This window comes from Pseudomonas sp. D4002, assembly GCF_013385665.1.
Taxonomy (GTDB): domain Bacteria; phylum Pseudomonadota; class Gammaproteobacteria; order Pseudomonadales; family Pseudomonadaceae; genus Aquipseudomonas.
Window position 1 is genome coordinate 417,393 of sequence record NZ_JACAPN010000018.1, and the last position, 21,013, is coordinate 438,405.

A 21,013-nucleotide genomic window follows, 5' to 3' on the forward strand; every position below is an offset into this window, starting at 1 on the left:
GGGGCATTACTCGGCGATCTGCAACTTGCGCGCCTCGGTGTACACGTAGCGCACCTTTTCATACTCGAACGGCGAGTTCATCTGGCCGTAGCGGAAGCTGGTCTGGTAGCGCTTGTCGACGGCGCGCAGGGCCCAGATTTCCGGGTGGTTTTCGCTGACCTTGGACACGTTCAGGAAGTTGATCTCGGTCTCGGCGCCGTAGTCCACCAGCAGGCCGGTGGTATCCCGCAGGTTCGACGGACCAAACAGCGGCAGCACCAGGTAGGCGCCGCCCGGTACACCGTAGAAGCCCAGGGTCTGGCCGAAGTCTTCGCTCTGGCGCGGCAGGCCCATGGCGGTGGCCGGGTCCCACAGGCCGGCGATGCCGATGGTGGTGTTGAGCAGCAGGCGGCCGGTGGTTTCCAGGGAACGATGGCCCTTGAGCTGCAGCAGGCTGTTCAGCAGGTTGGGTACATCCCCGAGGTTGTTGAAGAAGTTGCTGACGCCGGTACGCAGGAAGCTCGGGGTGACATAGCGGTAACCGTCCACCACCGGCAGGAACACCCACTGGTCGAAGCGGTAGTTGAAGTGGTAGACCCGGCGGTTCCACGACTCCAGCGGGTCGTAGACATTCAGCGCGTTGACCGACGAGCGCTCGAACTCACGCTGGTCCAGGCCAGGGTTGAACTTGAGGTGGCTCAGGGGCTCCTTGAAGCCGTCGGAGTCCACTACGGTTGGCGTGTGGGCCTTGCTGTTGTCGGCATTGGCCACGCCCGCGCACATCAGGGCGGCGAGCAGCAGAAGATATTTAGCCACGGAAGAACTCCAGCATGGCGTCGGCGTTGACGCGGTAGTTGAGGTTGCCGCAATGGCCGCCCAGGGGGTAGACGGTCAAGCGATCGCCGAAGGTTTTACGCAGGAAGCCAAGGTCGCCCGGGCCCAGGATCACGTCGTCGGCGTTGTGCATGACGGCAATTTTCGGGCTGTCGTGCAGGTAGTCCTTGAGGGCATACAGGCTGACCTGGTCAACCAGTTGCAGCAGGCTGCCGCCGTCGGAACGGGCGCGCCACATCGGGATCACCTGTTCGGTGAGGTAGCAGTCGAAGTCGCACTGCAGCGCACGCTTGAGGAACGGCGTGAGGCTGGTGCCTTCGCTGATCGGGTACTTGGGCGGGATGATCAGGCCGCGACGGTTGATCAGGTCCGAGGTGAAGGCAATGTCGGCCGCCGAGAAGCGGAACGAGGTGCCGATCAGCATCGCCATCTGTTCGTTGGTCAGGTGTTCCTTGGAGTTCTGGAAGTCGTAGAGCAGGGCATCGTTGAGGTCGATGTAGCCCTTTTGCTGGAAGTAGCGGGTCAGTTTGTTCAACACCAGCTCATAGAAGGTGGTGCTGTTGTTGATGCCCTTCACCTCGGTCTGCACCAGCTTGTCGAGGTTGGTGATCGAGGTATAGAGGTTGACCGGCGGGTTCAGCAGCAGGACTTTCTTGAAGTTGAAGCTGCGACGGGTTTCATCCAGCTTGCTGACAAAGGCTGCGTCGAGGGCGCCGAGGCTGTAGCCGGTGAGGTAGAAGTCGGTCACGGGCAGCGTCGGGTTTTGCGCGCGTACGGCCTGCATCACGCGGTACATGTCTTCGGCGTCTTCCTGGCTGATGCCGGGAGTGGCGAAGCGCGAGGCGGCGGCGATGAAGTCGAAGCTGGTGGGGGACGACAGCTGGACGACGTGGTAGCCGGCCTTGTAGTAGAGCTTTTTCAGGTATTCGTTGATGGTGCTGTCAAAGCGTGCGCCGGTGCCGGCGATCAGGAAGATCAGCGGTGCGGCACGGTCCTGCTTGGCGATGCGGTAGGTGAGTTTCTTCACCGCCCAGAAGTTGTCAGGCAGGCTGAACTCGCGCTCGGGACGCATCGTCAGGGTGTAGTCGGACTGATTGATTTGATCGTCCGATGGCAGTTCCGGCCGCAGGTTCGGCGGGGTGGTGGCGATGGTCGCTTCAAACGGGTTGGTCAAAGGGTAGCCATAGCTGGCCTGGTCGATATCGACCGCCAGTGCTGACGCACTCAGAAAAAGGCTGCCCAACAGGGCCGCACAGCGCAAGGAACGGAGCATGACTAAATCCCTAAGAGGAAAACGTGCTGAAGTGGAGTTCGCAGGCTATGACCACCGCGTTGCTGCCGAAGTGCCAGCCTTCGGCACTAAAAGTCGGAAAAAACGTCGGAATCGGGGTAATAGTAGCGAGACGATACACTTTGGCACGCCTTAATGAACACTTATCTGTTTGCAAAACTTGCCAACGGCCACCGGGGGATTAAGCTGGGCGCCGTTTTCGCCTATCGGAGTGCCCCATGTCCCGCCGTTTTCCGCTGATCCTGTTGCTTATTGCCCTGCCGCTTTGGCTGGCCGCCAGTTATGGCGCGCGTTACGGATTCATGGAGGATGGCCGTTGGGTGGGCATTTGCGCTGACGAAGCCAGCCGCTGGGAATGCCAGGTGCGTTCCAACCTGGGGTTGATGATTCACTTCAAGGTGCTGGGCTGGGCGGCGCTGGTCACGGCGGTGCTGGCGTTTTTCGTGCCGGGCCGGGCCGGGTGGGGTTTGGCGGTGTTGGCGCTGGTGTTCGGATTTCCGGCGTTGGCGTTGTACAACACGACGTTTGCGGTGTTTGCGGTGGTGATTGCGGGGTTGCGGTTGGTCCGTAAGCCTCGCGTTGCCTGACAGGGCCTCTTCGCGAGCAAGCCCGCTCCCACATTTGACCGAGTACATCCCTTGGAATGCGGTCGAGTGTGGGAGCGGGCTTGCTCGCGAAAGCGGTCTTAAGCCTTGCGCACCCGTAAGCAACGCCACAAGGCTACGACCATGAGCAGGCTCACCACCGCCCAACCCCACGCCTGCTGGTTCATCAACCCTTCACGGAACAACTGCGGCGCAATACCGGCACCGATGATGAACGCCAGCAATGCAATCTCCCGCCGCAGCCCGCTCACCGGACGCACCAGGTACACCAGCGCCGGCAGCACCAGCGCGGCACTCGGGAAGCTGCGGTAACGCGGGTCAAATACCAGCGCCAGCATCATGACCGCACCGGCAAACCCGGCGATTGCCACCAGCCAGCCAGCGCGCTGCTCCAGCCAGTTGAAGGCGCGTTCGCGCCAACCTTCTCGCGTACTCAACGCCAGGGCGGCGTGAGCCAGTACCGCAAGGTTCAAGGCCACCAGCAATCCAGCCCACACCCACTCATCCGTGAAGCGCGCGGTGACCCGGTTCAACTCGGCCCAGGTGCCGATCGAGCAGGCCGCCACGGCGCCCAGCAATGGCAACAACAACGCAGCCCGGGTCGTGCGCACGCGGCCACCCAGCAGCAGCGTGCCCAGCAGGATGATCCCGCCAACCCCCAGCCACAGCGGCCAGTACGGCACATTGGTCACCGGGCCGGCGAGCACGCCCTTGTCCTGGCGGTCCGCATCAAACAGGCCCCAGTAACCCCCCACCGCCCCTTCACTGGCACGTTTCCACGGCTGGTCAAAGGCTTCGATCAGGTTGTAGTGCCAGCCATTGGCTTCGGCCATGGCCACGAACCCGCGCATGAATTTCGCTTCGTTGACCCGGCTCGGCACCGCCGTTTCCCGCTGGCGGCCTTCGCTCGGCCAGCCGGTCTCGCCGATCATCACGTCCTTGGGGGCGAACTTGTTGCCGAAGGTCTGGCGCACATCGCCCACGTGTTTGAGCGCCTGGTCGATGCCCGAGGGGTCATCTTCCCAGTACGGCAGCAGGTGGATGGTCAGGAAGTCCACGGCCGGGGCGATTTCCGGGTGTTGCAGCCAGAACTCCCACACATCGGCATAGGTGACCGGTTGCTTGATATGGTCCTTGACGTGATGGATCAACTTGACCAACTGCCCGGCGGTGACTTCCTTGCGCAGCAGGGTTTCGTTGCCGACGATCACCGAGGTGACGACGTCGGGGTTGGCATTGGCCGAAGCGATCAGTGCCTCGACTTCCTTGGCGGTGGCCACCGGATCACTGCTGACCCATGCGCCGCTCATCAGCTTCAGGCCGTGTTTGCGCGCCAGTGCCGGCAAGTCTTCAAGGCCGGTCTGGGAGTAGGTGCGAATGCATTCGAAACGGGTGGACAGCAACGCCAGGTCGGCATCCATGCGCTCGGGGCGCAGTTTGAACGGCTGGTCGAATGGCGACTGGTCTTTGTCGAAGGGCGTGTAGGACGCACATTGCAGCTTGTGGCTGGCGCTGGCCACGTCCGGCAGCACCACCGGTTGGCCAAGGCCGTACCAATAGCCGCCGAGGGCCAGCACACCGAGGATCAGGGCAAATAAATAGGGCAGGAGCGGGAAACGTGCAGTCGCGGGCATGATCAGGCCGTCTGGGGGCAAAGGCGCGCATCTTACCCGGATTTGAGCCGTCCCAGTGGGGCCGCATAATTTTGACATGCAAAGTTCGGGCGGGATCGTCGGTGAATGTCCTACAAATCATCCTGCTGGCGATGTGATGTCGTTTCTTGCTTACCTGAGGTCGCAGTCAGAGCAGGTCGCTTGTGGCAGCAGGTTGATGATCGAAGTGTCAGCCCTCCACTGATGAGGCACCCACGTGATCGATGCGCGTGAAGGGGGCGCGGTGCACCACATAACAACAGGTTGACGTCGCTCGGCATCCGCCGGGCGCAGCACTTTCGGGGAAGCACTATGAAGATGCGACGACTCTTGGGCGCAGCTGCCACTCTGGTAGTTGCGATGAGCTCCACACTGGCCAGCGCCGACAGCAAAACCCTGAGCATCGGCTATGTGGATGGCTGGTCGGACAGTGTCGCCACCACCCACGTGGCGGCAGAAGTGATCAAGCAAAAGCTCGGTTATGACGTGAAACTGCAAGCGGTCGCCACCGGGATCATGTGGCAAGGCGTGGCCACCGGCAAACTCGACGCCATGCTCTCCGCCTGGTTGCCGGTGACCCACGGTGAATACTGGGCCAAGAACAAGGACAAGGTGGTCGACTACGGCCCCAACTTCAAGGACGCCAAGATCGGCCTGATCGTGCCTGAGTACGTGAAAGCCAAATCCATCGAAGACCTCAAGACCGACACCACCTTCAAGAACAAGATCGTGGGTATCGACGCCGGTTCAGGTGTGATGCTCAAGACCGACGAAGCAATCAAGGCCTATGGCCTGGACTACAAGCTGCAAGCCAGCTCGGGCGCGGCGATGATCGCCGAGTTGACCCGTGCCGAAGACAAACAGGAATCCATTGCGGTCACCGGCTGGGTGCCACACTGGATGTTCGCCAAGTGGAAACTGCGTTTCCTGGACGACCCAAAAGGAATTTATGGTGCTGCTGAGACCGTCAACAGCATCGGCAGCAAAGGCCTGGAAAAGAAAGCCCCGGAGGTCGTGGCGTTCCTGAAGAAATTCCAGTGGGCCTCCAAGGATGAAATCGGCGAAGTCATGCTGGCGATCCAAGAGGGCGCCAAGCCTGAAGCGGCGGCCAAGGACTGGGTGGCCAAGCACCCTGAACGTGTCGCCGAGTGGACCGCTAAATAAGGCGTTAAAACTGTAGGAGCGAGCTTGCTCGCGAAGAACGCAAGGGCACCGCGATCATCCAGAATGAACGCGTTACCGTTGACGTTTTTCGCGAGCAAGCTCGCTCCTACAATTGTTTCTGCACACCCGTAAACCCTCGCTACACTCCTTCTACTACTAAGGTCGTCTGGAACCTGTTCCTCAGCCGCATACAGTGGATATGTTCCAATAATAAAAAGCTGTGCTGCGAGGATAAAAACAATGAACGACAGCATTTACCTCTCGATTCAAAACAGCCCGCGTTTCAAGGAGCTGGTTAGTAAAAGGGAAAGATTCGCCTGGATTCTCTCGGCAATCATGCTTGGGCTTTACTCCGCTTTCATTCTTCTGATTGCCTATGGGCCGCAAATACTGGGGGCCAAGATCAGCCCCGGTTCGTCCATCACGTGGGGGATCCCGATCGGGGTCGGGCTGATTGTGTCGGCCTTCGTCCTCACCGGCATCTATGTACGACGCGCCAACGGCGAATTCGACGACTTGAACAACGCGATTCTCAAGGAGGCTGCGCAATGATCCGTCGTCTATTGGCTGTACTCGGCGCTTCGGCCTTTGCACCTGCCGTTTGGGCGGCCGATGCACTGACCGGCGAAGTGCATAAACAACCGCTGAATATCGCAGCGATCCTGATGTTCGTGGCCTTCGTCGGCGCGACCTTGTGCATCACCTACTGGGCGTCCAAGCGCAACAAGTCGGCGGCCGACTACTATGCGGCCGGCGGCAAGATCACCGGGTTCCAGAACGGTCTGGCGATTGCCGGTGACTACATGTCGGCAGCCTCCTTCCTGGGGATTTCCGCGCTGGTGTTCACCTCCGGCTACGATGGCCTGATCTACTCCATCGGCTTCCTGGTGGGCTGGCCGATCATTCTGTTCCTGATCGCCGAGCGCCTGCGTAACCTGGGCAAATACACCTTTGCCGACGTGGCGTCCTATCGCCTGGGGCAAACCCAGATCCGCAGCCTGTCGGCCTGTGGCTCTTTGGTGGTGGTGGCGTTCTACCTGATCGCGCAGATGGTTGGCGCGGGCAAGCTGATCCAGCTGCTGTTCGGCCTGGATTATCACGTCGCGGTGATCCTGGTAGGCATCCTGATGTGCCTCTATGTGTTGTTCGGCGGCATGCTGGCGACCACCTGGGTGCAGATCATCAAGGCAGTGCTGTTGCTGTCCGGTGCCTCGTTCATGGCGCTGATGGTGATGAAACACGTCAACTTCGACTTCAACATGTTGTTTGCCGAGGCGATCAAGGTTCACCCTAAAGGTGAAGCGATCATGAGCCCGGGCGGCCTGGTGAAAGACCCGATTTCGGCGTTCTCCCTCGGCCTGGCACTGATGTTCGGTACCGCCGGCCTGCCGCACATCCTGATGCGCTTCTTCACTGTGAGTGACGCAAAGGAAGCGCGCAAGAGCGTGCTGTATGCCACTGGCTTCATCGGCTACTTCTATATCCTGACCTTCATCATCGGCTTCGGCGCGATCCTGCTGGTCAGCACCAACCCGGCGTTCAAGGATGCTGCAGGTGCCTTGCTCGGCGGTAACAACATGGCGGCGGTGCACCTGGCCAACGCGGTGGGCGGCAGTATCTTCCTGGGCTTCATCTCGGCCGTGGCGTTTGCCACCATCCTGGCAGTGGTTGCCGGTTTGACCCTGGCGGGTGCTTCGGCGGTGTCCCATGACCTGTACGCCAGCGTGATCAAGAAAGGCAAGGCCAACGAGAAGGATGAGATTCGCGTATCGAAGATCACCACCATCGCCCTGGCAGTGCTGGCGATTGGCTTGGGCATCCTGTTTGAAAGCCAGAACATCGCGTTCATGGTGGGCCTGGCGTTCTCCATTGCGGCCAGCTGTAACTTCCCGGTGCTGCTGCTTTCCATGTACTGGAAAAACCTCACTACCCGCGGTGCGATGATTGGTGGCTGGCTGGGCTTGATCAGTGCCGTTGGCCTGATGATCCTCGGTCCAACCATCTGGGTCTCGATCCTGCACCATGAGAAGGCGATCTTCCCTTACGAGTACCCGGCGCTGTTCTCGATGATCATTGCGTTCATCGGCATCTGGTTCTTCTCCATCACCGACAAGTCGGCGGCGGCAGAGAAGGAACGTGCGCTGTACTTCCCGCAGTTTGTGCGTTCGCAGACTGGCCTGGGGGCGAGTGGGGCGGTTAGCCACTAAGCCTGTAACAGTTACAAAAAAATGCCCCGGTCGTGAGATCGGGGCTTTTTTTTGCCTTTATTGGTAACAGATACGACAAAACTGTTTCTCAAATCCGGCACAAATAAAAACGGCCTCTCTATCAAGGGAGGCCGTTTTCGGTGTAGCCAAGTAGCGATCAGCTTACTTGCGGTCTTCCAGCTTGGTGATGTCACGCGACTCGTAGCCGGTGTACAGCTGGCGCGGACGGCCAATCTTGTACGGGCTGGAGAGCATTTCTTTCCAGTGGGAGATCCAGCCCACGGTCCGCGCCAGGGCGAAGATCACGGTGAACATGCTGGTTGGAATGCCGATCGCCTTGAGGATGATCCCCGAGTAGAAGTCGACGTTCGGGTACAGCGAGCGCTCGATGAAGTACGGGTCGGTCAGGGCGATCTCTTCCAGGCGCATGGCCAGTTCGAGTTGCGGATCGTTCTTGATGCCCAGTTCCTTCAACACTTCGTCGCAGGTCTTCTTCATTACGGTGGCGCGCGGGTCGCGGTTCTTGTAGACCCGGTGACCGAAGCCCATCAACTTGAACGGATCGTTCTTGTCCTTGGCCTTGGCGATGAACTTGTCGATGTTCGAGACATCGCCGATTTCATCGAGCATGGTCAATACGGCTTCGTTCGCGCCGCCGTGGGCAGGGCCCCACAGTGCGGCGATACCGGCGGCGATACAAGCGAACGGGTTGGCGCCCGAGGAGCCCGCCAGGCGCACGGTAGACGTCGAGGCGTTCTGTTCGTGGTCGGCGTGGAGGATGAAGATCTTGTCCATCGCGGCGGCCAGCACCGGGCTGATCGGTTTGATCTCGCACGGGGTGTTGAACATCATGTGCAGGAAGTTTTCCGCGTACGTCAGGTCGTTGCGCGGGTACATCATGGGTTGGCCCATGGAGTACTTGTAAACCATTGCGGCCAGGGTCGGCATCTTGGCAACCAGGCGGATCGCGGAGATTTCGCGATGCTGCGGGTTATTGATGTCCAGGGAGTCGTGATAGAAGGCCGACAGGGCGCCGACTACGCCGCACATGACGGCCATCGGGTGGGCGTCGCGACGGAAGCCGTTGAAGAAGGTCTTCAACTGCTCGTGAACCATGGTGTGGTTCTTCACGGTGCTGACAAACTGGGCCTTTTGCTCAGCTGTTGGCAATTCGCCATTAAGCAGCAAGTAGCAGGTTTCCAGGTAGTCCGACTGTTCAGCAAGCTGTTCGATCGGGTAGCCGCGGTGCAGCAGGATACCGTTATCACCGTCGATATAGGTGATCTTCGACTCGCATGAGGCGGTCGACATGAAGCCTGGGTCGAATGTAAAACGGCCCGTGGCCGTCAGGCCCCGTACGTCGATAACATCGGGACCAACGGTGCCGGTTAAAATGGGCAGCTCGACGGGGGCTGCGCCCTCGATGATCAACTGCGCTTTTTTGTCAGCCATGTGGCCTCCTATTTATGCTTCAAATCATCAGACAGACCCCCCACGCAGGGCCCGCACCACTATAGTGAGATAAATTCAGATGTCAATTTGCCTAAAGTCTTGCTCCAGAAGGCTTTAACCGTACTTTTTCCTCGAAATTACCTGCCGTTTACGCCTTTTATGCCGCCAGCGCAATGCGCTATTAGGGTGAGGAGTGCGCGTTGTCATTAGTTGCCTAACTGTCTATACTCGGCCTCCGACCGCCAGGGGCTTTTGGGCCCGTTTTGATGGGGGTCGCACTCCCTGGGTGGTGGTTACCTGACCAGTGCACTCCCCAACAACTTTGCCCTGATTGTTAGGGGCTCTTCAGTGTGAAAAAAAGCCGTGAATAGCCAACGACCTGTAAACCTAGACCTAAGGACCATCAAACTCCCCATCACCGGCGTAACGTCGTTCCTGCACCGTGTATCCGGCATCATCCTGTTTCTTGGCCTGGGCATCATGCTTTATGCATTGAGCAAATCCCTGGGTTCGGAAGAAGGGTACGCCGAGGTGAAGGCATGCTTGACCAGTCCGCTGGCCAAATTCGTCGCCTGGGGCCTCCTGTCCGCTCTGCTTTATCACCTTGTGGCCGGTATTCGCCACTTGATCATGGACATGGGTATCGGTGAGACGCTGGAAGGCGGCAAGCTGGGCTCGAAAATCGTCATCGCCATTTCCGTGGTGCTGATCGTTCTGGCGGGAGTTTGGATATGGTAACCAGCGTTACGAACCTGTCGCGTTCGGGCCTCTATGACTGGATGGCGCAACGTGTGTCTGCGGTTGTTCTCGCGGCTTATTTCATCTTCCTGATCGGGTACCTCGCGGCGAACCCTGCCATTGGCTACGCCCAATGGCACGGCCTGTTCGCTCACAACGGGATGCGCATCTTCAGTCTGCTGGCCCTTGTAGCCCTGGGCGCTCACGCCTGGGTTGGCATGTGGACCATCGCGACCGACTACCTGACGCCGATGGCGCTGGGCAAGTCCGCGACAGCAGTACGGTTTCTCTTCCAGGCAGTATGCGGCGTCGCGATGTTCGCTTACTTCGTCTGGGGTGTGCAGATTCTTTGGGGTATCTGATTCATGGCTAACACAGTTAATACGCTTTCATTCGACGCCATCATCATTGGCGGCGGCGGTGCCGGCATGCGCGCTGCGCTGCAACTGGCCCAGGGCGGTCACAAGACTGCCGTGATCACCAAGGTGTTCCCGACCCGTTCCCACACCGTTTCGGCCCAGGGTGGCATCACCTGCGCCATCGCGTCCGCCGATCCAAACGATGACTGGCGCTGGCACATGTACGATACCGTCAAGGGTTCCGACTATATCGGTGACCAGGACGCTATCGAATACATGTGCTCCGTAGGCCCGGAAGCGGTCTTCGAGCTGGAGCACATGGGTCTGCCGTTCTCCCGTACCGAACAGGGTCGCATCTACCAGCGTCCGTTCGGCGGTCAGTCGAAAGACTTCGGTAAGGGTGGCCAGGCCGCTCGTACCTGTGCCGCAGCCGACCGTACCGGTCACGCGCTGTTGCACACCCTGTACCAGGCCAACCTGAAGGCCGGCACCGTATTCCTCAACGAATACTACGGCGTCGACCTGGTGAAGAACGAAGACGGTGCCTTTGTAGGCATGATCGTTATCTGCATCGAAACCGGCGAAACCTCTTACGTGCGGGCTAACGCCACCGTATTGGCGACCGGCGGTGCAGGCCGTATCTACTCTTCGACTACCAACGCCCTGATCAACACCGGTGACGGTATCGGCATGGCCCTGCGTGCAGGCGTTCCGGTACAAGACATCGAAATGTGGCAGTTCCACCCGACCGGCATCGCCGGCGCCGGTGTACTGGTTACAGAAGGTTGCCGTGGTGAAGGTGGTTACCTGATCAACAAGAACGGCGAGCGCTTCATGGAGCGTTATGCTCCGAACGCCAAAGACCTTGCCGGTCGTGACGTTGTAGCCCGTTCCATGGTTAAAGAGATCATCGCCGGTAACGGCTGTGGTCCCGATGGCGACCACGTGATGCTGAAGCTCGATCACCTCGGTGAAGAAGTGCTGCACAGCCGTCTGCCAGGCATCATGGAGCTGTCCAAGACCTTTGCCCACGTTGACCCGGCTGTTGCGCCGATCCCGGTTGTTCCAACTTGCCACTATATGATGGGCGGCGTTGCCACCAACATTCATGGCCAGGCGATCACCCAGGACGCCGACGGCGTTGACCAGATCATCCCTGGTCTGTTCGCGGTAGGTGAAGTGGCGTGCGTATCGGTTCACGGTGCCAACCGTCTGGGCGGCAACTCGCTGCTCGACCTGGTGGTATTCGGTCGTGCTGCCGGCCTGTTCCTGGAACAGACCCTGAAGGAAGGCGTTGATTACGCTCGTCCACGCCAGTCCGACATCGACGCTGCCCTGGCACGTCTGGATGGCCTGAACTCGCGTACCGATGGCGAAGACGTCGCCTCCCTGCGCAAAGAGCTGCAAAGCTGCATGCAGAACTACTTCGGTGTGTTCCGTACCGGCGAATACATGCAGAAAGGTATCGCCCAGCTGGCTGACCTGCGTACGCGCATCGCCAACGTCAAGATCAACGACAAGAGCCAGGCGTTCAACACCGCTCGAATCGAAGCCCTTGAGCTGCAAAACCTGCTGGAAGTGGCTGAAGCGACTGCGATCGCCGCCGAGGTTCGTAAAGAATCCCGTGGTGCTCACGCTCGTGAAGACTATGAAGACCGCGACGACGAAAACTGGTTGTGCCACACCCTGTACTTCCCGGGTGACAAGCGCGTAACCAAGCGTGCCGTGAACTTCTCGCCGAAGACGGTTCCGACGTTTGAACCGAAGATTCGGACTTACTAAGGGTGGCTGCCATGTTGAAAGTCAGTGTTTATCGCTACAACCCTGATCAGGACGCTGCGCCGTTCATGCAGGAATTCCAGGTCGATACCGGTGGTAAGGACCTGATGGTGCTGGACGTGCTGGCCCTGGTTAAAGAGCAGGACGAGGGTTTCTCCTATCGTCGCTCTTGCCGTGAAGGTGTCTGCGGCTCCGACGGCATGAACATCAACGGCAAGAACGGCCTGGCGTGCATCACGCCGCTGTCTTCCGTGGTGAAAGGCAACAAGTTGGTTGTTCGTCCGCTGCCAGGTTTGCCGGTTATCCGTGACCTGGTCGTCGATATGAGCATCTTCTACAAGCAATACGAGAAGGTTAAGCCATTCCTGCAGAACGACACGCCGGCTCCGGCCATCGAGCGTCTGCAGACTCCGGAAGAGCGCGAGAAGCTGGACGGTCTGTACGAGTGCATCCTGTGCGCTTGCTGCTCGACTTCCTGCCCGTCCTTCTGGTGGAACCCCGACAAGTTCCTGGGCCCAGCTGCCCTGCTGCAAGCGTACCGCTTCCTGGCAGACAGCCGTGACACCAAGACTGCCGAGCGTCTGGCTTCGCTGGATGACCCGTTCAGCGTATTCCGCTGCCGCGGGATCATGAACTGCGTCAACGTATGTCCCAAAGGCCTGAACCCGACTAAGGCCATTGGTCACGTACGTAGCATGCTGCTGCAAAGCGGCGTGTAACCGACGTTGTAGTAAAAGCAGGACCGTTGTGCCCGTAGATGCTACGGCGCAGGCTTCAACCGGCGCCGTAGTTTTAACTTGAGCAGCGACTTACAAAGACGCGGCTCTTATTTTGAAGAAATGAGACAAGCAGGGGCATTCGGGTTGGTACCCGAACTATCAGCGTGATCCTAAGTGGCTTGTTTTGGTCGCTGCACTTGGCCTTTTGCAAGCAAACTCGGTGTTTTCGCCGGTGGTGTCCCCAAATCGAGGGTGACCAAGCATGCAAGAAAGCGTGATGCAGCGCATGTGGAACAGCGGCTATCTTTCAGGTGGTAACGCTGCCTATGTGGAAGAGCTTTATGAGCTCTACCTGCACGACCCTAACGCTGTGCCAGAAGAATGGCGCACCAAATTTCAGACGTTGTCTTCAGACGGCAACGCTGCCACCGATGTATCGCACGCAACAATTCGCGATCAGTTCGTGCTGCTGGCAAAGAACCAGCGCCGCGCCCAGCCGGTTTCTGCCGCAAGCGTGAGCAGTGAGCACGAGAAGAAGCAAGTTGAAGTACTGCGACTGATCCAGGCCTACCGTATGCGTGGCCACCAGGCAGCCCAGCTTGACCCGCTGGGGCTGTGGCAGCGTCCTGCACCTGCAGACCTGTCGATCAATCATTACGGCTTGACCAATGCCGATCTTGATACGACCTTCCGTGCCGGCGACCTGTTCATCGGCAAAGAGGAAGCGAGCCTACGCGAAATTCACGAAGCGTTGCAGCAGACATATTGCCGCACCATCGGTGCCGAATTTACGCACATCACTGATTCCGAGCAGCGCCACTGGTTCCAGCACCGCCTTGAAGGCGTGCGTGGTCGCCCGGTGCTGTCTGCGGACGTCAAGAGCCACTTGCTCGAGCGCGTCACTGCAGCGGAAGGCCTGGAAAAATACCTGGGCACCAAATACCCGGGCACCAAGCGTTTCGGCCTGGAAGGCGGCGAAAGCCTGATCCCGATGCTCGACGAGCTGATCCAGCGTTCCGGTTCCTACGGCACCAAGGAAATCGTGATCGGCATGGCCCACCGTGGCCGTTTGAACGTGCTGGTCAACACCTTCGGCAAGAACCCGCGCGAGCTGTTCGACGAGTTCGAAGGCAAGAAGAAGGTCGAGCTGGGTTCCGGTGACGTTAAATATCACCAGGGCTTCTCGTCCAACGTAATGACCACCGGCGGTGAAGTTCACCTGGCCATGGCGTTCAACCCATCCCACCTGGAGATCGTTTCTCCAGTGGTCGAGGGGTCGGTACGTGCGCGCCAAGATCGTCGTAACGATTCCACCGGTGAGAAGGTCCTGCCGATTTCCATCCACGGTGACGCGGCGTTCGCCGGTCAGGGTGTGGTCCTGGAAACGTTCCAGATGTCGCAGACTCGCGGCTTCAAGACCGGCGGGACCGTTCACATCGTCATCAACAACCAGGTGGGCTTCACCATCAGCAACCCGCTGGACGCACGCTCTACCGAGTACGCGACCGACGTTGCCAAGATGATTCAGGCGCCGATCCTCCATGTGAATGGTGATGATCCGGAGGCCGTGTTGTTCGTGACCCAGTTGGCCATCGATTACCGCATGCAGTTCAAGCGTGACGTGGTCATCGACCTGGTCTGCTACCGTCGTCGCGGTCACAACGAAGCGGATGAGCCTAGCGGCACCCAACCGTTGATGTACCAGCAAATCACCAAGCAGCGCACCACCCGTGAGCTGTATGCCGATAGCCTGATCAAGGCCGGCGTGGTGGACGATGCACGTGTTCAGGCGAAGATCGATGAATACCGCAACGCGCTGGACAACGGCCTGCATGTCGTGAAAAGCCTGGTCAAGGAGCCGAACAAAGAGCTGTTCGTTGACTGGCGTCCGTACCTGGGCCACGCCTGGACTGCGCGTCACGACACCTCGTTCGATCTGAAGACCCTGCAGGAACTGTCGGCCAAGCTGCTGGAAATCCCAGACGGTTTCGTCGTACAGCGCCAGGTTGCGAAGATCTACGAAGACCGTCAGAAGATGCAAGCCGGCGGCCTGCCGATCAACTGGGGTTACGCTGAAACCATGGCGTACGCGACCCTGGCGTTCGAAGGTCACCCGATCCGCATGACTGGCCAGGACATCGGCCGCGGTACGTTCTCGCACCGTCACGCTGTGTTGCACAACCAGAAAGACGCGGGCACCTACATCCCGTTGCAGAACCTGTACGAAGGCCAGCCACGTTTCGACCTGTACGATTCGTTCCTGTCCGAAGAAGCCGTACTGGCGTTCGAATACGGTTACTCGACCACCACGCCTCAGGCGCTGGTGATCTGGGAAGCCCAGTTCGGCGACTTCGCCAACGGTGCCCAGGTGGTTATCGACCAGTTCATCACCAGCGGCGAGCACAAGTGGGGCCGTCTGTGCGGTCTGACCATGCTGCTGCCACACGGTTATGAAGGTCAGGGTCCGGAGCACTCCTCGGCCCGTCTGGAGCGTTACCTGCAATTGTGCGCCGAGCACAACATCCAGGTGTGCGTGCCGACTACCCCGGCCCAGATCTACCACTTGCTGCGTCGCCAGGTGATCCGCCCGCTGCGCAAGCCGCTGGTAGTGCTGACGCCGAAATCGCTGCTGCGTCATAAATTGGCCATCTCGACCCTGGAAGATCTGGCGGATGGTTCGTTCCAGACCGTTATTTCAGAAATCGATACCCTCGACGCGGCCAAGGTCACTCGCCTGATCCTGTGCAGCGGCAAGGTTTACTACGATTTGCTGGAAAAACGCCGTGCCGAAGGCCGCGAAGACATCGCCATCGTGCGGATCGAGCAGCTTTACCCGTTCCCGGAAGACGACCTGATGGAGGCCATCGCGCCTTACACCAACCTCACCAATGTGGTGTGGTGTCAGGAAGAACCGATGAACCAGGGCGCGTGGTACAGCAGCCAGCATCATCTGCGTCGCAGCATCGGCAATCACAAACAGGCACTGGGCCTGGAGTACGCCGGTCGTGATGCTTCTGCTGCACCTGCGTGTGGTTATGCGTCGATGCACGCCGAACAGCAGGAAAAACTGCTGCAAGATGCTTTCACTGTTTAACGCCTTCGCGCTGACTGAAACCGAATTTTAAGGACCCACAGATAATGGCTATCGAAATCAAAGCCCCGTCATTCCCGGAATCGGTTGCCGATGGCACCGTTGCCACCTGGCACAAGAAACCAGGCGAGGCCGTCAAGCGTGACGACCTGATCGTCGACATCGAAACCGACAAGGTCGTGCTCGAAGTGTTGGCTGAAGCTGACGGCGTGCTGGGCGCAATCGTTGCCGAAGAAGGCGCTACCGTCCTGTCGAACCAGGTACTGGGCTCGATCGAAGAGGGCGGTGCTGCTGCCGCTGCTCCTGCTCCTGCCGCCGCTGCTGCACCGGCTGCTGCCGCAGCTCCAGCTGCTGCACCGGCTGCGGGTGGCGAAGATCCAATCGCTGCACCGGCTGCGCGTCAGCTGGCTGACGAAAACGGCATCAACCTGGCGTCCATCAAGGGCACCGGCAAAGATGGCCGTGTGACCAAGGAAGACGTGGTTGCCGCCGTTGAAGCCAAGAAAAACGCTCCAGCTGCTGCGCCTGCCAAGGCTGCCGCCCCGGCTGCCGCTGCTCCTGTGTTCGCCGCTGGCGACCGCACCGAGAAGCGCGTACCGATGACCCGCGTGCGTGCCACCGTGGCCAAGCGCCTGGTTGAAGCACAGTCGAACATGGCGATGCTGACCACGTTCAACGAAGTCGACATGACCGAAGTCATGGCCCTGCGTTCGAAGTACAAGGACCTGTTCGAGAAGTCCCACAACGGCGTACGCCTGGGCTTCATGTCGTTCTTCGTGAAAGCGGCCACCGAAGCGCTGAAACGCTTCCCGGCAGTCAACGCTTCCATCGACGGCGGCGACATCGTTTACCACGGTTATGCTGACGTCGGCGTTGCCGTCTCCAGCGACCGTGGCCTGGTGGTACCGGTTCTGCGTAACGCCGAGCTGATGAGCCTGGCTGAAATCGAAGGCGGCATCGCCAACTTCGGCAAGAAGGCCCGTGACGGCAAACTGACCATCGACGAGATGACCGGTGGTACCTTCACCATCACCAACGGTGGTACTTTCGGTTCGATGATGTCGACTCCGATCGTCAACCCGCCACAAGCTGCGATCCTGGGCATGCACAACATTCTGCAGCGTCCTATGGCGATCAACGGCCAAGTGGTTATCCGCCCGATGATGTACCTGGCGCTGTCGTACGATCACCGCCTGATCGATGGTAAAGAAGCCGTGACTTTCCTGGTGACCATCAAGAACCTGCTGGAAGACCCGGCTCGTCTGCTGCTGGATATCTGATAAAGCGGCGGTGCGCCGTACCACCCGGTCTGCCGCGAGGCAGGCCGGAGTGCGGCTCACGGCTTGAAGCTTTTAGCTAAAGAGGATTTTTTTTCATGTCGCAGAAATTTGACGTTGTAGTGATTGGCGCAGGCCCTGGCGGCTACGTTGCCGCCATCAAGGCCGCACAACTGGGCCTCTCGACTGCTTGCATCGAAAAATACACCGACAAGGAAGGCAAACTGGCGCTGGGCGGTACTTGCCTGAACGTTGGCTGCATTCCTTCCAAGGCGCTGCTGGACAGCTCCTGGAAATTCCACGAAGCGCAAGACGGTTTTGCCATCCACGGCATCAACCACGCTGGCGTGACCATGGACGTGCCAGCGATGGTCGGCCGCAAGGCCAACATCGTTAAAGGCCTGACTTCCGGCGTTGCTACCCTGTTCAAGGCCAACGGCGTTACTTCCCTGCAAGGCCACGGCAAACTGCTGGCCGGCAAGAAAGTTGAAATCACCAAGCCTGACGGTTCGACCGAAATCATCGAAGCCGAGAACGTGATCCTGGCTCCAGGTTCGCGTCCAATCGACATTCCACCGGCTCCGGTCGACCAGAACGTGATCGTTGATTCGACCGGCGCCCTGGAATTCCAAGCGGTTCCAAAACGTCTGGGCGTGATCGGCGCTGGCGTGATCGGCCTGGAACTGGGTTCGGTCTGGTCCCGCCTGGGTTCCGAAGTGACCGTGCTGGAAGCCCTGGACACGTTCCTGCTGGCTGCCGACACCGCAGTGTCCAAAGAAGCGCTGAAAACCCTGACCAAACAAGGTCTGGACATCAAGCTGGGCGCTCGTGTTACCGGTTCCAAGGTTAACGGCGAAGAAGTTGTCGTGACCTACACCGACAAGGATGGCGAACAGACCATCACTTTCGACAAGCTGATCGTAGCCGTAGGTCGCCGTCCGGTGACCACTGACCTGCTGGCTTCCGACAGCGGCGTGAACATCGACGAGCGTGGTTTCATCCACGTTGACGATCACTGCGCTACCACCGTGCCGGGCGTCTACGCCATTGGCGACGTGGTTCGCGGCATGATGCTGGCGCACAAGGCTTCCGAAGAAGGCATCATGGTTGTCGAGCGCATCAAGGGTCACAAGACCCAGATGAACTACGACCTGATCCCGTCTGTTATCTACACCCACCCGGAAATTGCATGGGTCGGCAAGAACGAACAGCAGTTGAAAGCTGAAGGCGTTGAAGTTAACGTCGGCACCTTCCCGTTTGCCGCTTCTGGCCGTGCCATGGCAGCCAACGACACCGGTGGTTTTGTCAAAGTCATCGCTGATGCCAAGACTGACCGCGTATTGGGCGTCCACGTGATCGGCCCAGGCGCAGCAGAACTGGTTCAGCAAGGCGCAATCGGTATGGAATTCGGCACCAGCGCCGAAGACATCGGCATGATGGTTTTCTCCCATCCGACCCTGTCCGAAGCGCTGCACGAAGCCGCGTTGGCAGTGAATGGCCATGCCATCCACATCGCCAACAAGAAGAAGCGCTAAGCGAGATAATAAGAAACCACGGCGGTTGCCCGTCGTGAGCCTTGTGCGCAAGACTCACCGCGGAATATCCGCTGGACGCAGTCTTGCGCAGTTTCACCACCCAGGGTTCAGGCCTTTGGTGGTTTGACTGTGCAAGCAGCAGTCACAGGTGGCGCGGCACTCAATAAAGAGCGCAGCGCCGAATGCGCAGTACCTAACGAAGACGGTAATAAGCATGAATCTTCACGAGTATCAGGGTAAGCAGCTGTTCGCTGAATACGGCCTGCCAGTATCCAAGGGTTACGCAGTAGACACCCCGGAAGCAGCAGCAGAAGCTTGCGACAAAATCGGCGGCACCGAGTGGGTTGTCAAAGCCCAGGTCCACGCTGGTGGTCGCGGTAAAGCGGGCGGCGTTAAGCTGGTTCGCAGCAAAGAAGACGCCAAAGCCTTCGCTCAGCAGTGGCTGGGCAAGCGTCTGGTGACTTACCAGACTGATGCCAATGGCCAGCCAGTCACCAAGATCCTGGTTGAATCGTGCACTGATATCGCTAAAGAGCTGTACCTGGGCGCTGTCGTTGACCGTTCGAGCCGTCGCATCGTGTTCATGGCCTCCACCGAAGGTGGCGTGGACATTGAGAAGATCGCTGAAGAAACCCCAGAAAAAATTCTGAAAGCCACTATCGATCCACTGGTTGGCGCTCAGCCATTCCAGGGTCGCGAGCTGGCATTCCAGTTGGGTCTGGAAGGCAAGCAAGTTGCCCAGTTCGCCAAGATCTTCGTAGGTCTGGCCAAACTGTTCCAGGATCACGATCTGGCCCTGCTGGAAGTGAACCCGCTGGTGATCAAGGCTGACGGCGATCTGCATTGCCTCGATGCCAAGATCAACATCGACGCCAACGCCATGTACCGTCAGCCTAAGCTGAAGACTTTCCACGATCCGTCGCAAGACGATCCGCGCGAAGCGCACGCTGCCAAGTTCGAACTGAACTACGTAGCCCTGGAAGGTAACATCGGTTGCATGGTCAACGGTGCTGGCCTAGCCATGGGTACCATGGACATCGTCAACCTGCATGGCGGCAAACCAGCCAACTTCCTCGACGTAGGCGGCGGTGCCACCAAAGAACGCGTTACCGAAGCGTTCAAGATCATCCTGTCCGACTCCAACGTCGCTGCAGTACTGGTCAACATCTTCGGCGGCATCGTTCGTTGCGACATGATTGCCGAAGGCATCATCGGTGCAGTGAAAGAAGTCGGCGTTAAAATCCCGGTTGTTGTGCGCCTTGAAGGTAACAACGCTGAACTGGGCGCTAAAGTACTGGCAGAAAGCGGTTTGAACATCATCGCTGCTACCAGCCTGACCGACGCTGCTCAACAAGTTGTCAAAGCTGCGGAGGGCAAATAATGAGCGTCCTGATCAATAAAGACACCAAGGTTATCTGCCAGGGTATTACCGGTTCCCAAGGTAGTTTCCACACCCAGCAAGCCATCGAATACGGCACCAAGATGGTGGGTGGCGTTACTCCTGGTAAAGGCGGCACCGAGCACCTGGGCCTGCCAGTGTTCAACACCGTGAAAGATGCTGTAGCTGCCACTGGCGCCACCGCCAGCGTGATCTACGTTCCAGCTCCTTTCTGCAAGGACTCCATCCTGGAAGCAGCATTCGGCGGCATCAAGCTGATCGTTTGCATCACCGAAGGCATTCCTACCCTGGACATGCTGGACGCTAAAGTTAAGTGCGACGAGCTGGGCGTAGTCCTGATCGGCCCTAACTGCCCAGGCGTGATCACTCCAGGCGAATGCAAGATCGGCATCATGCCAGGTCACATTCACTTGCCAGGTAAAGTCGGTATCGTTTCCCGTTCCGGCACCCTGACCTACGAAGCTGTCAAGCAGACTACTGACGCCGGTTTCGGTCAGTCGACTTGCGTCGGCATCGGCGGTGACCCGATCCCAGGCTCGAACTTCATCGACATCCTGAAGCTGTTCCAGGAAGACCCGAAGACCGAAGCGATCGTAATGATCGGTGAGATCGGCGGTTCGGCTGAAGAAGAAGCGGCTGCCTACATCAAGGCACACGTGACCAAGCCGGTTGTTTCCTACATCGCTGGTGTGACTGCCCCTGCTGGCAAGCGCATGGGCCATGCGGGCGCAATCATCTCTGGCGGCAAGGGTACTGCAGACGAGAAGTTTGCTGCCCTGGAAGACGCAGGCGTTAAAACCGTGCGTTCGCTGGCAGACATCGGCAAGGCTTTGTCCGAGCTGACCGGTTGGGCTGTCAAGTAAGCCTCGCGCTTAACTGACGCTTCACCCCACAAAGGCCACCTTCGGGTGGCCTTTGTGCATTCTGAAGGT

General features: G+C 59.0%; 17 protein-coding genes. 13 read left to right on the top strand and 4 right to left on the bottom strand.

Annotated features, from left to right (window positions below; genetic code table 11):
• Positions 1-6 precede the first annotated feature (6 nt).
• Positions 7-795 carry a VacJ family lipoprotein gene (locus HX824_RS13725; RefSeq protein WP_003210582.1) on the bottom strand — a complete coding sequence of 263 codons (789 nt, stop codon included), beginning with the start codon at positions 793-795 and terminating at the stop codon, positions 7-9.
• Positions 788-2,086, bottom strand: coding sequence for a hypothetical protein (locus HX824_RS13730; protein ID WP_003210581.1), 1,299 nt, complete (start codon positions 2,084-2,086; stop codon positions 788-790). The genes HX824_RS13725 and HX824_RS13730 overlap by 8 nt, the downstream gene beginning before the upstream one ends.
• 236 nt (positions 2,087-2,322) lie before the next feature.
• On the opposite strand from HX824_RS13730, the gene HX824_RS13735 reads away from it, so the two are divergent.
• Entirely contained in the window at positions 2,323-2,691 is a 369-nt protein-coding gene (locus HX824_RS13735) for a hypothetical protein (protein WP_003210580.1), read from the top strand.
• A gap of 98 nt (positions 2,692-2,789) precedes the next feature.
• On the opposite strand, the gene HX824_RS13740 is transcribed toward HX824_RS13735, so the two are convergent.
• Positions 2,790-4,343 (bottom strand): glycosyl hydrolase family 17 protein, encoded by a 1,554-nt coding sequence (locus HX824_RS13740; protein ID WP_177054672.1) that lies wholly within the window; start codon positions 4,341-4,343, stop codon positions 2,790-2,792.
• 330 nt (positions 4,344-4,673) lie between these two features.
• On the opposite strand from HX824_RS13740, the gene HX824_RS13745 reads away from it, so the two are divergent.
• The 3 genes from HX824_RS13745 (at position 4,674) to HX824_RS13755 (ending at position 7,732) form a co-directional block, all read left to right on the top strand.
• Complete coding sequence (locus tag HX824_RS13745; protein WP_008433997.1) at positions 4,674-5,525, top strand: glycine betaine ABC transporter substrate-binding protein; 852 nt, start codon at positions 4,674-4,676, stop codon at positions 5,523-5,525.
• A gap of 240 nt (positions 5,526-5,765) precedes the next feature.
• On the top strand, positions 5,766-6,077 hold the full coding sequence (locus tag HX824_RS13750) for a DUF485 domain-containing protein (RefSeq protein ID WP_003210577.1): 312 nt from the start codon (positions 5,766-5,768) through the stop codon (positions 6,075-6,077).
• Positions 6,074-7,732: a cation acetate symporter gene (locus HX824_RS13755; RefSeq protein WP_003210576.1), complete on the top strand. Its 1,659-nt coding sequence runs from the start codon at positions 6,074-6,076 to the stop codon at positions 7,730-7,732. The genes HX824_RS13750 and HX824_RS13755 overlap by 4 nt, the downstream gene beginning before the upstream one ends.
• A gap of 162 nt (positions 7,733-7,894) precedes the next feature.
• On the opposite strand, the gene gltA is transcribed toward HX824_RS13755, so the two are convergent.
• On the bottom strand, positions 7,895-9,184 hold the full coding sequence (gene gltA / locus HX824_RS13760; RefSeq protein ID WP_003210575.1) for a citrate synthase: 1,290 nt from the start codon (positions 9,182-9,184) through the stop codon (positions 7,895-7,897).
• Between the two features lie 363 nt (positions 9,185-9,547).
• Here gltA and sdhC point away from each other — a divergent pair, with 363 nt between their 5' ends.
• From sdhC to sucD, 9 genes are all read left to right on the top strand, one after another.
• Positions 9,548-9,922, top strand: coding sequence for a succinate dehydrogenase, cytochrome b556 subunit (gene sdhC, locus HX824_RS13765; protein ID WP_008433998.1), 375 nt, complete (start codon positions 9,548-9,550; stop codon positions 9,920-9,922).
• Positions 9,916-10,284, top strand: coding sequence for a succinate dehydrogenase, hydrophobic membrane anchor protein (sdhD, locus tag HX824_RS13770; RefSeq protein ID WP_177054673.1), 369 nt, complete (start codon positions 9,916-9,918; stop codon positions 10,282-10,284). Before sdhC ends, sdhD begins: the two co-directional genes overlap by 7 nt.
• A gap of 3 nt (positions 10,285-10,287) precedes the next feature.
• Positions 10,288-12,063, top strand: coding sequence for a succinate dehydrogenase flavoprotein subunit (gene sdhA / locus HX824_RS13775; RefSeq protein ID WP_003210572.1), 1,776 nt, complete (start codon positions 10,288-10,290; stop codon positions 12,061-12,063).
• Between the two features lie 11 nt (positions 12,064-12,074).
• On the top strand, positions 12,075-12,779 hold the full coding sequence (locus HX824_RS13780; protein ID WP_003210571.1) for a succinate dehydrogenase iron-sulfur subunit: 705 nt from the start codon (positions 12,075-12,077) through the stop codon (positions 12,777-12,779).
• Positions 12,780-13,041: 262 nt separating this feature from the next.
• The gene (locus HX824_RS13785) at positions 13,042-15,873 is read left to right on the top strand and encodes a 2-oxoglutarate dehydrogenase E1 component (RefSeq protein ID WP_003210570.1); all 2,832 of its coding nucleotides are present in this window, start codon (positions 13,042-13,044) and stop codon (positions 15,871-15,873) included.
• 44 nt (positions 15,874-15,917) lie between these two features.
• Positions 15,918-17,150 carry a 2-oxoglutarate dehydrogenase complex dihydrolipoyllysine-residue succinyltransferase gene (gene odhB, locus HX824_RS13790; RefSeq protein WP_008434003.1) on the top strand — a complete coding sequence of 411 codons (1,233 nt, stop codon included), beginning with the start codon at positions 15,918-15,920 and terminating at the stop codon, positions 17,148-17,150.
• A gap of 95 nt (positions 17,151-17,245) precedes the next feature.
• A complete protein-coding gene (lpdA, locus tag HX824_RS13795) occupies positions 17,246-18,682 on the top strand; it encodes a dihydrolipoyl dehydrogenase (RefSeq protein ID WP_003210568.1) in 1,437 nt (478 codons plus the stop codon).
• Positions 18,683-18,896: 214 nt separating this feature from the next.
• Positions 18,897-20,063: an ADP-forming succinate--CoA ligase subunit beta gene (gene sucC / locus HX824_RS13800; protein ID WP_003210567.1), complete on the top strand. Its 1,167-nt coding sequence runs from the start codon at positions 18,897-18,899 to the stop codon at positions 20,061-20,063.
• The gene (sucD, locus tag HX824_RS13805) at positions 20,063-20,944 is read left to right on the top strand and encodes a succinate--CoA ligase subunit alpha (protein ID WP_003210566.1); all 882 of its coding nucleotides are present in this window, start codon (positions 20,063-20,065) and stop codon (positions 20,942-20,944) included. Before sucC ends, sucD begins: the two co-directional genes overlap by 1 nt.
• The last annotated feature ends 69 nt before the right edge of the window (positions 20,945-21,013 follow it).

Coding starts and splice junctions, on each gene's coding strand:
- HX824_RS13730 (WP_003210581.1), bottom strand. CDS start 2,086: ATGCTCCGTTCCTTGCGCTGTGCGGCCCTGTTGGGCAGCCTTTTTCTG.
- HX824_RS13735 (WP_003210580.1), top strand. CDS start 2,323: ATGTCCCGCCGTTTTCCGCTGATCCTGTTGCTTATTGCCCTGCCGCTT.
- HX824_RS13740 (WP_177054672.1), bottom strand. CDS start 4,343: ATGCCCGCGACTGCACGTTTCCCGCTCCTGCCCTATTTATTTGCCCTG.
- HX824_RS13745 (WP_008433997.1), top strand. CDS start 4,674: ATGAAGATGCGACGACTCTTGGGCGCAGCTGCCACTCTGGTAGTTGCG.
- HX824_RS13750 (WP_003210577.1), top strand. CDS start 5,766: ATGAACGACAGCATTTACCTCTCGATTCAAAACAGCCCGCGTTTCAAG.
- HX824_RS13755 (WP_003210576.1), top strand. CDS start 6,074: ATGATCCGTCGTCTATTGGCTGTACTCGGCGCTTCGGCCTTTGCACCT.
- gltA (WP_003210575.1), bottom strand. CDS start 9,184: ATGGCTGACAAAAAAGCGCAGTTGATCATCGAGGGCGCAGCCCCCGTC.
- sdhD (WP_177054673.1), top strand. CDS start 9,916: ATGGTAACCAGCGTTACGAACCTGTCGCGTTCGGGCCTCTATGACTGG.
- sdhA (WP_003210572.1), top strand. CDS start 10,288: ATGGCTAACACAGTTAATACGCTTTCATTCGACGCCATCATCATTGGC.
- HX824_RS13780 (WP_003210571.1), top strand. CDS start 12,075: ATGTTGAAAGTCAGTGTTTATCGCTACAACCCTGATCAGGACGCTGCG.
- HX824_RS13785 (WP_003210570.1), top strand. CDS start 13,042: ATGCAAGAAAGCGTGATGCAGCGCATGTGGAACAGCGGCTATCTTTCA.
- odhB (WP_008434003.1), top strand. CDS start 15,918: ATGGCTATCGAAATCAAAGCCCCGTCATTCCCGGAATCGGTTGCCGAT.
- lpdA (WP_003210568.1), top strand. CDS start 17,246: ATGTCGCAGAAATTTGACGTTGTAGTGATTGGCGCAGGCCCTGGCGGC.
- sucC (WP_003210567.1), top strand. CDS start 18,897: ATGAATCTTCACGAGTATCAGGGTAAGCAGCTGTTCGCTGAATACGGC.
- sucD (WP_003210566.1), top strand. CDS start 20,063: ATGAGCGTCCTGATCAATAAAGACACCAAGGTTATCTGCCAGGGTATT.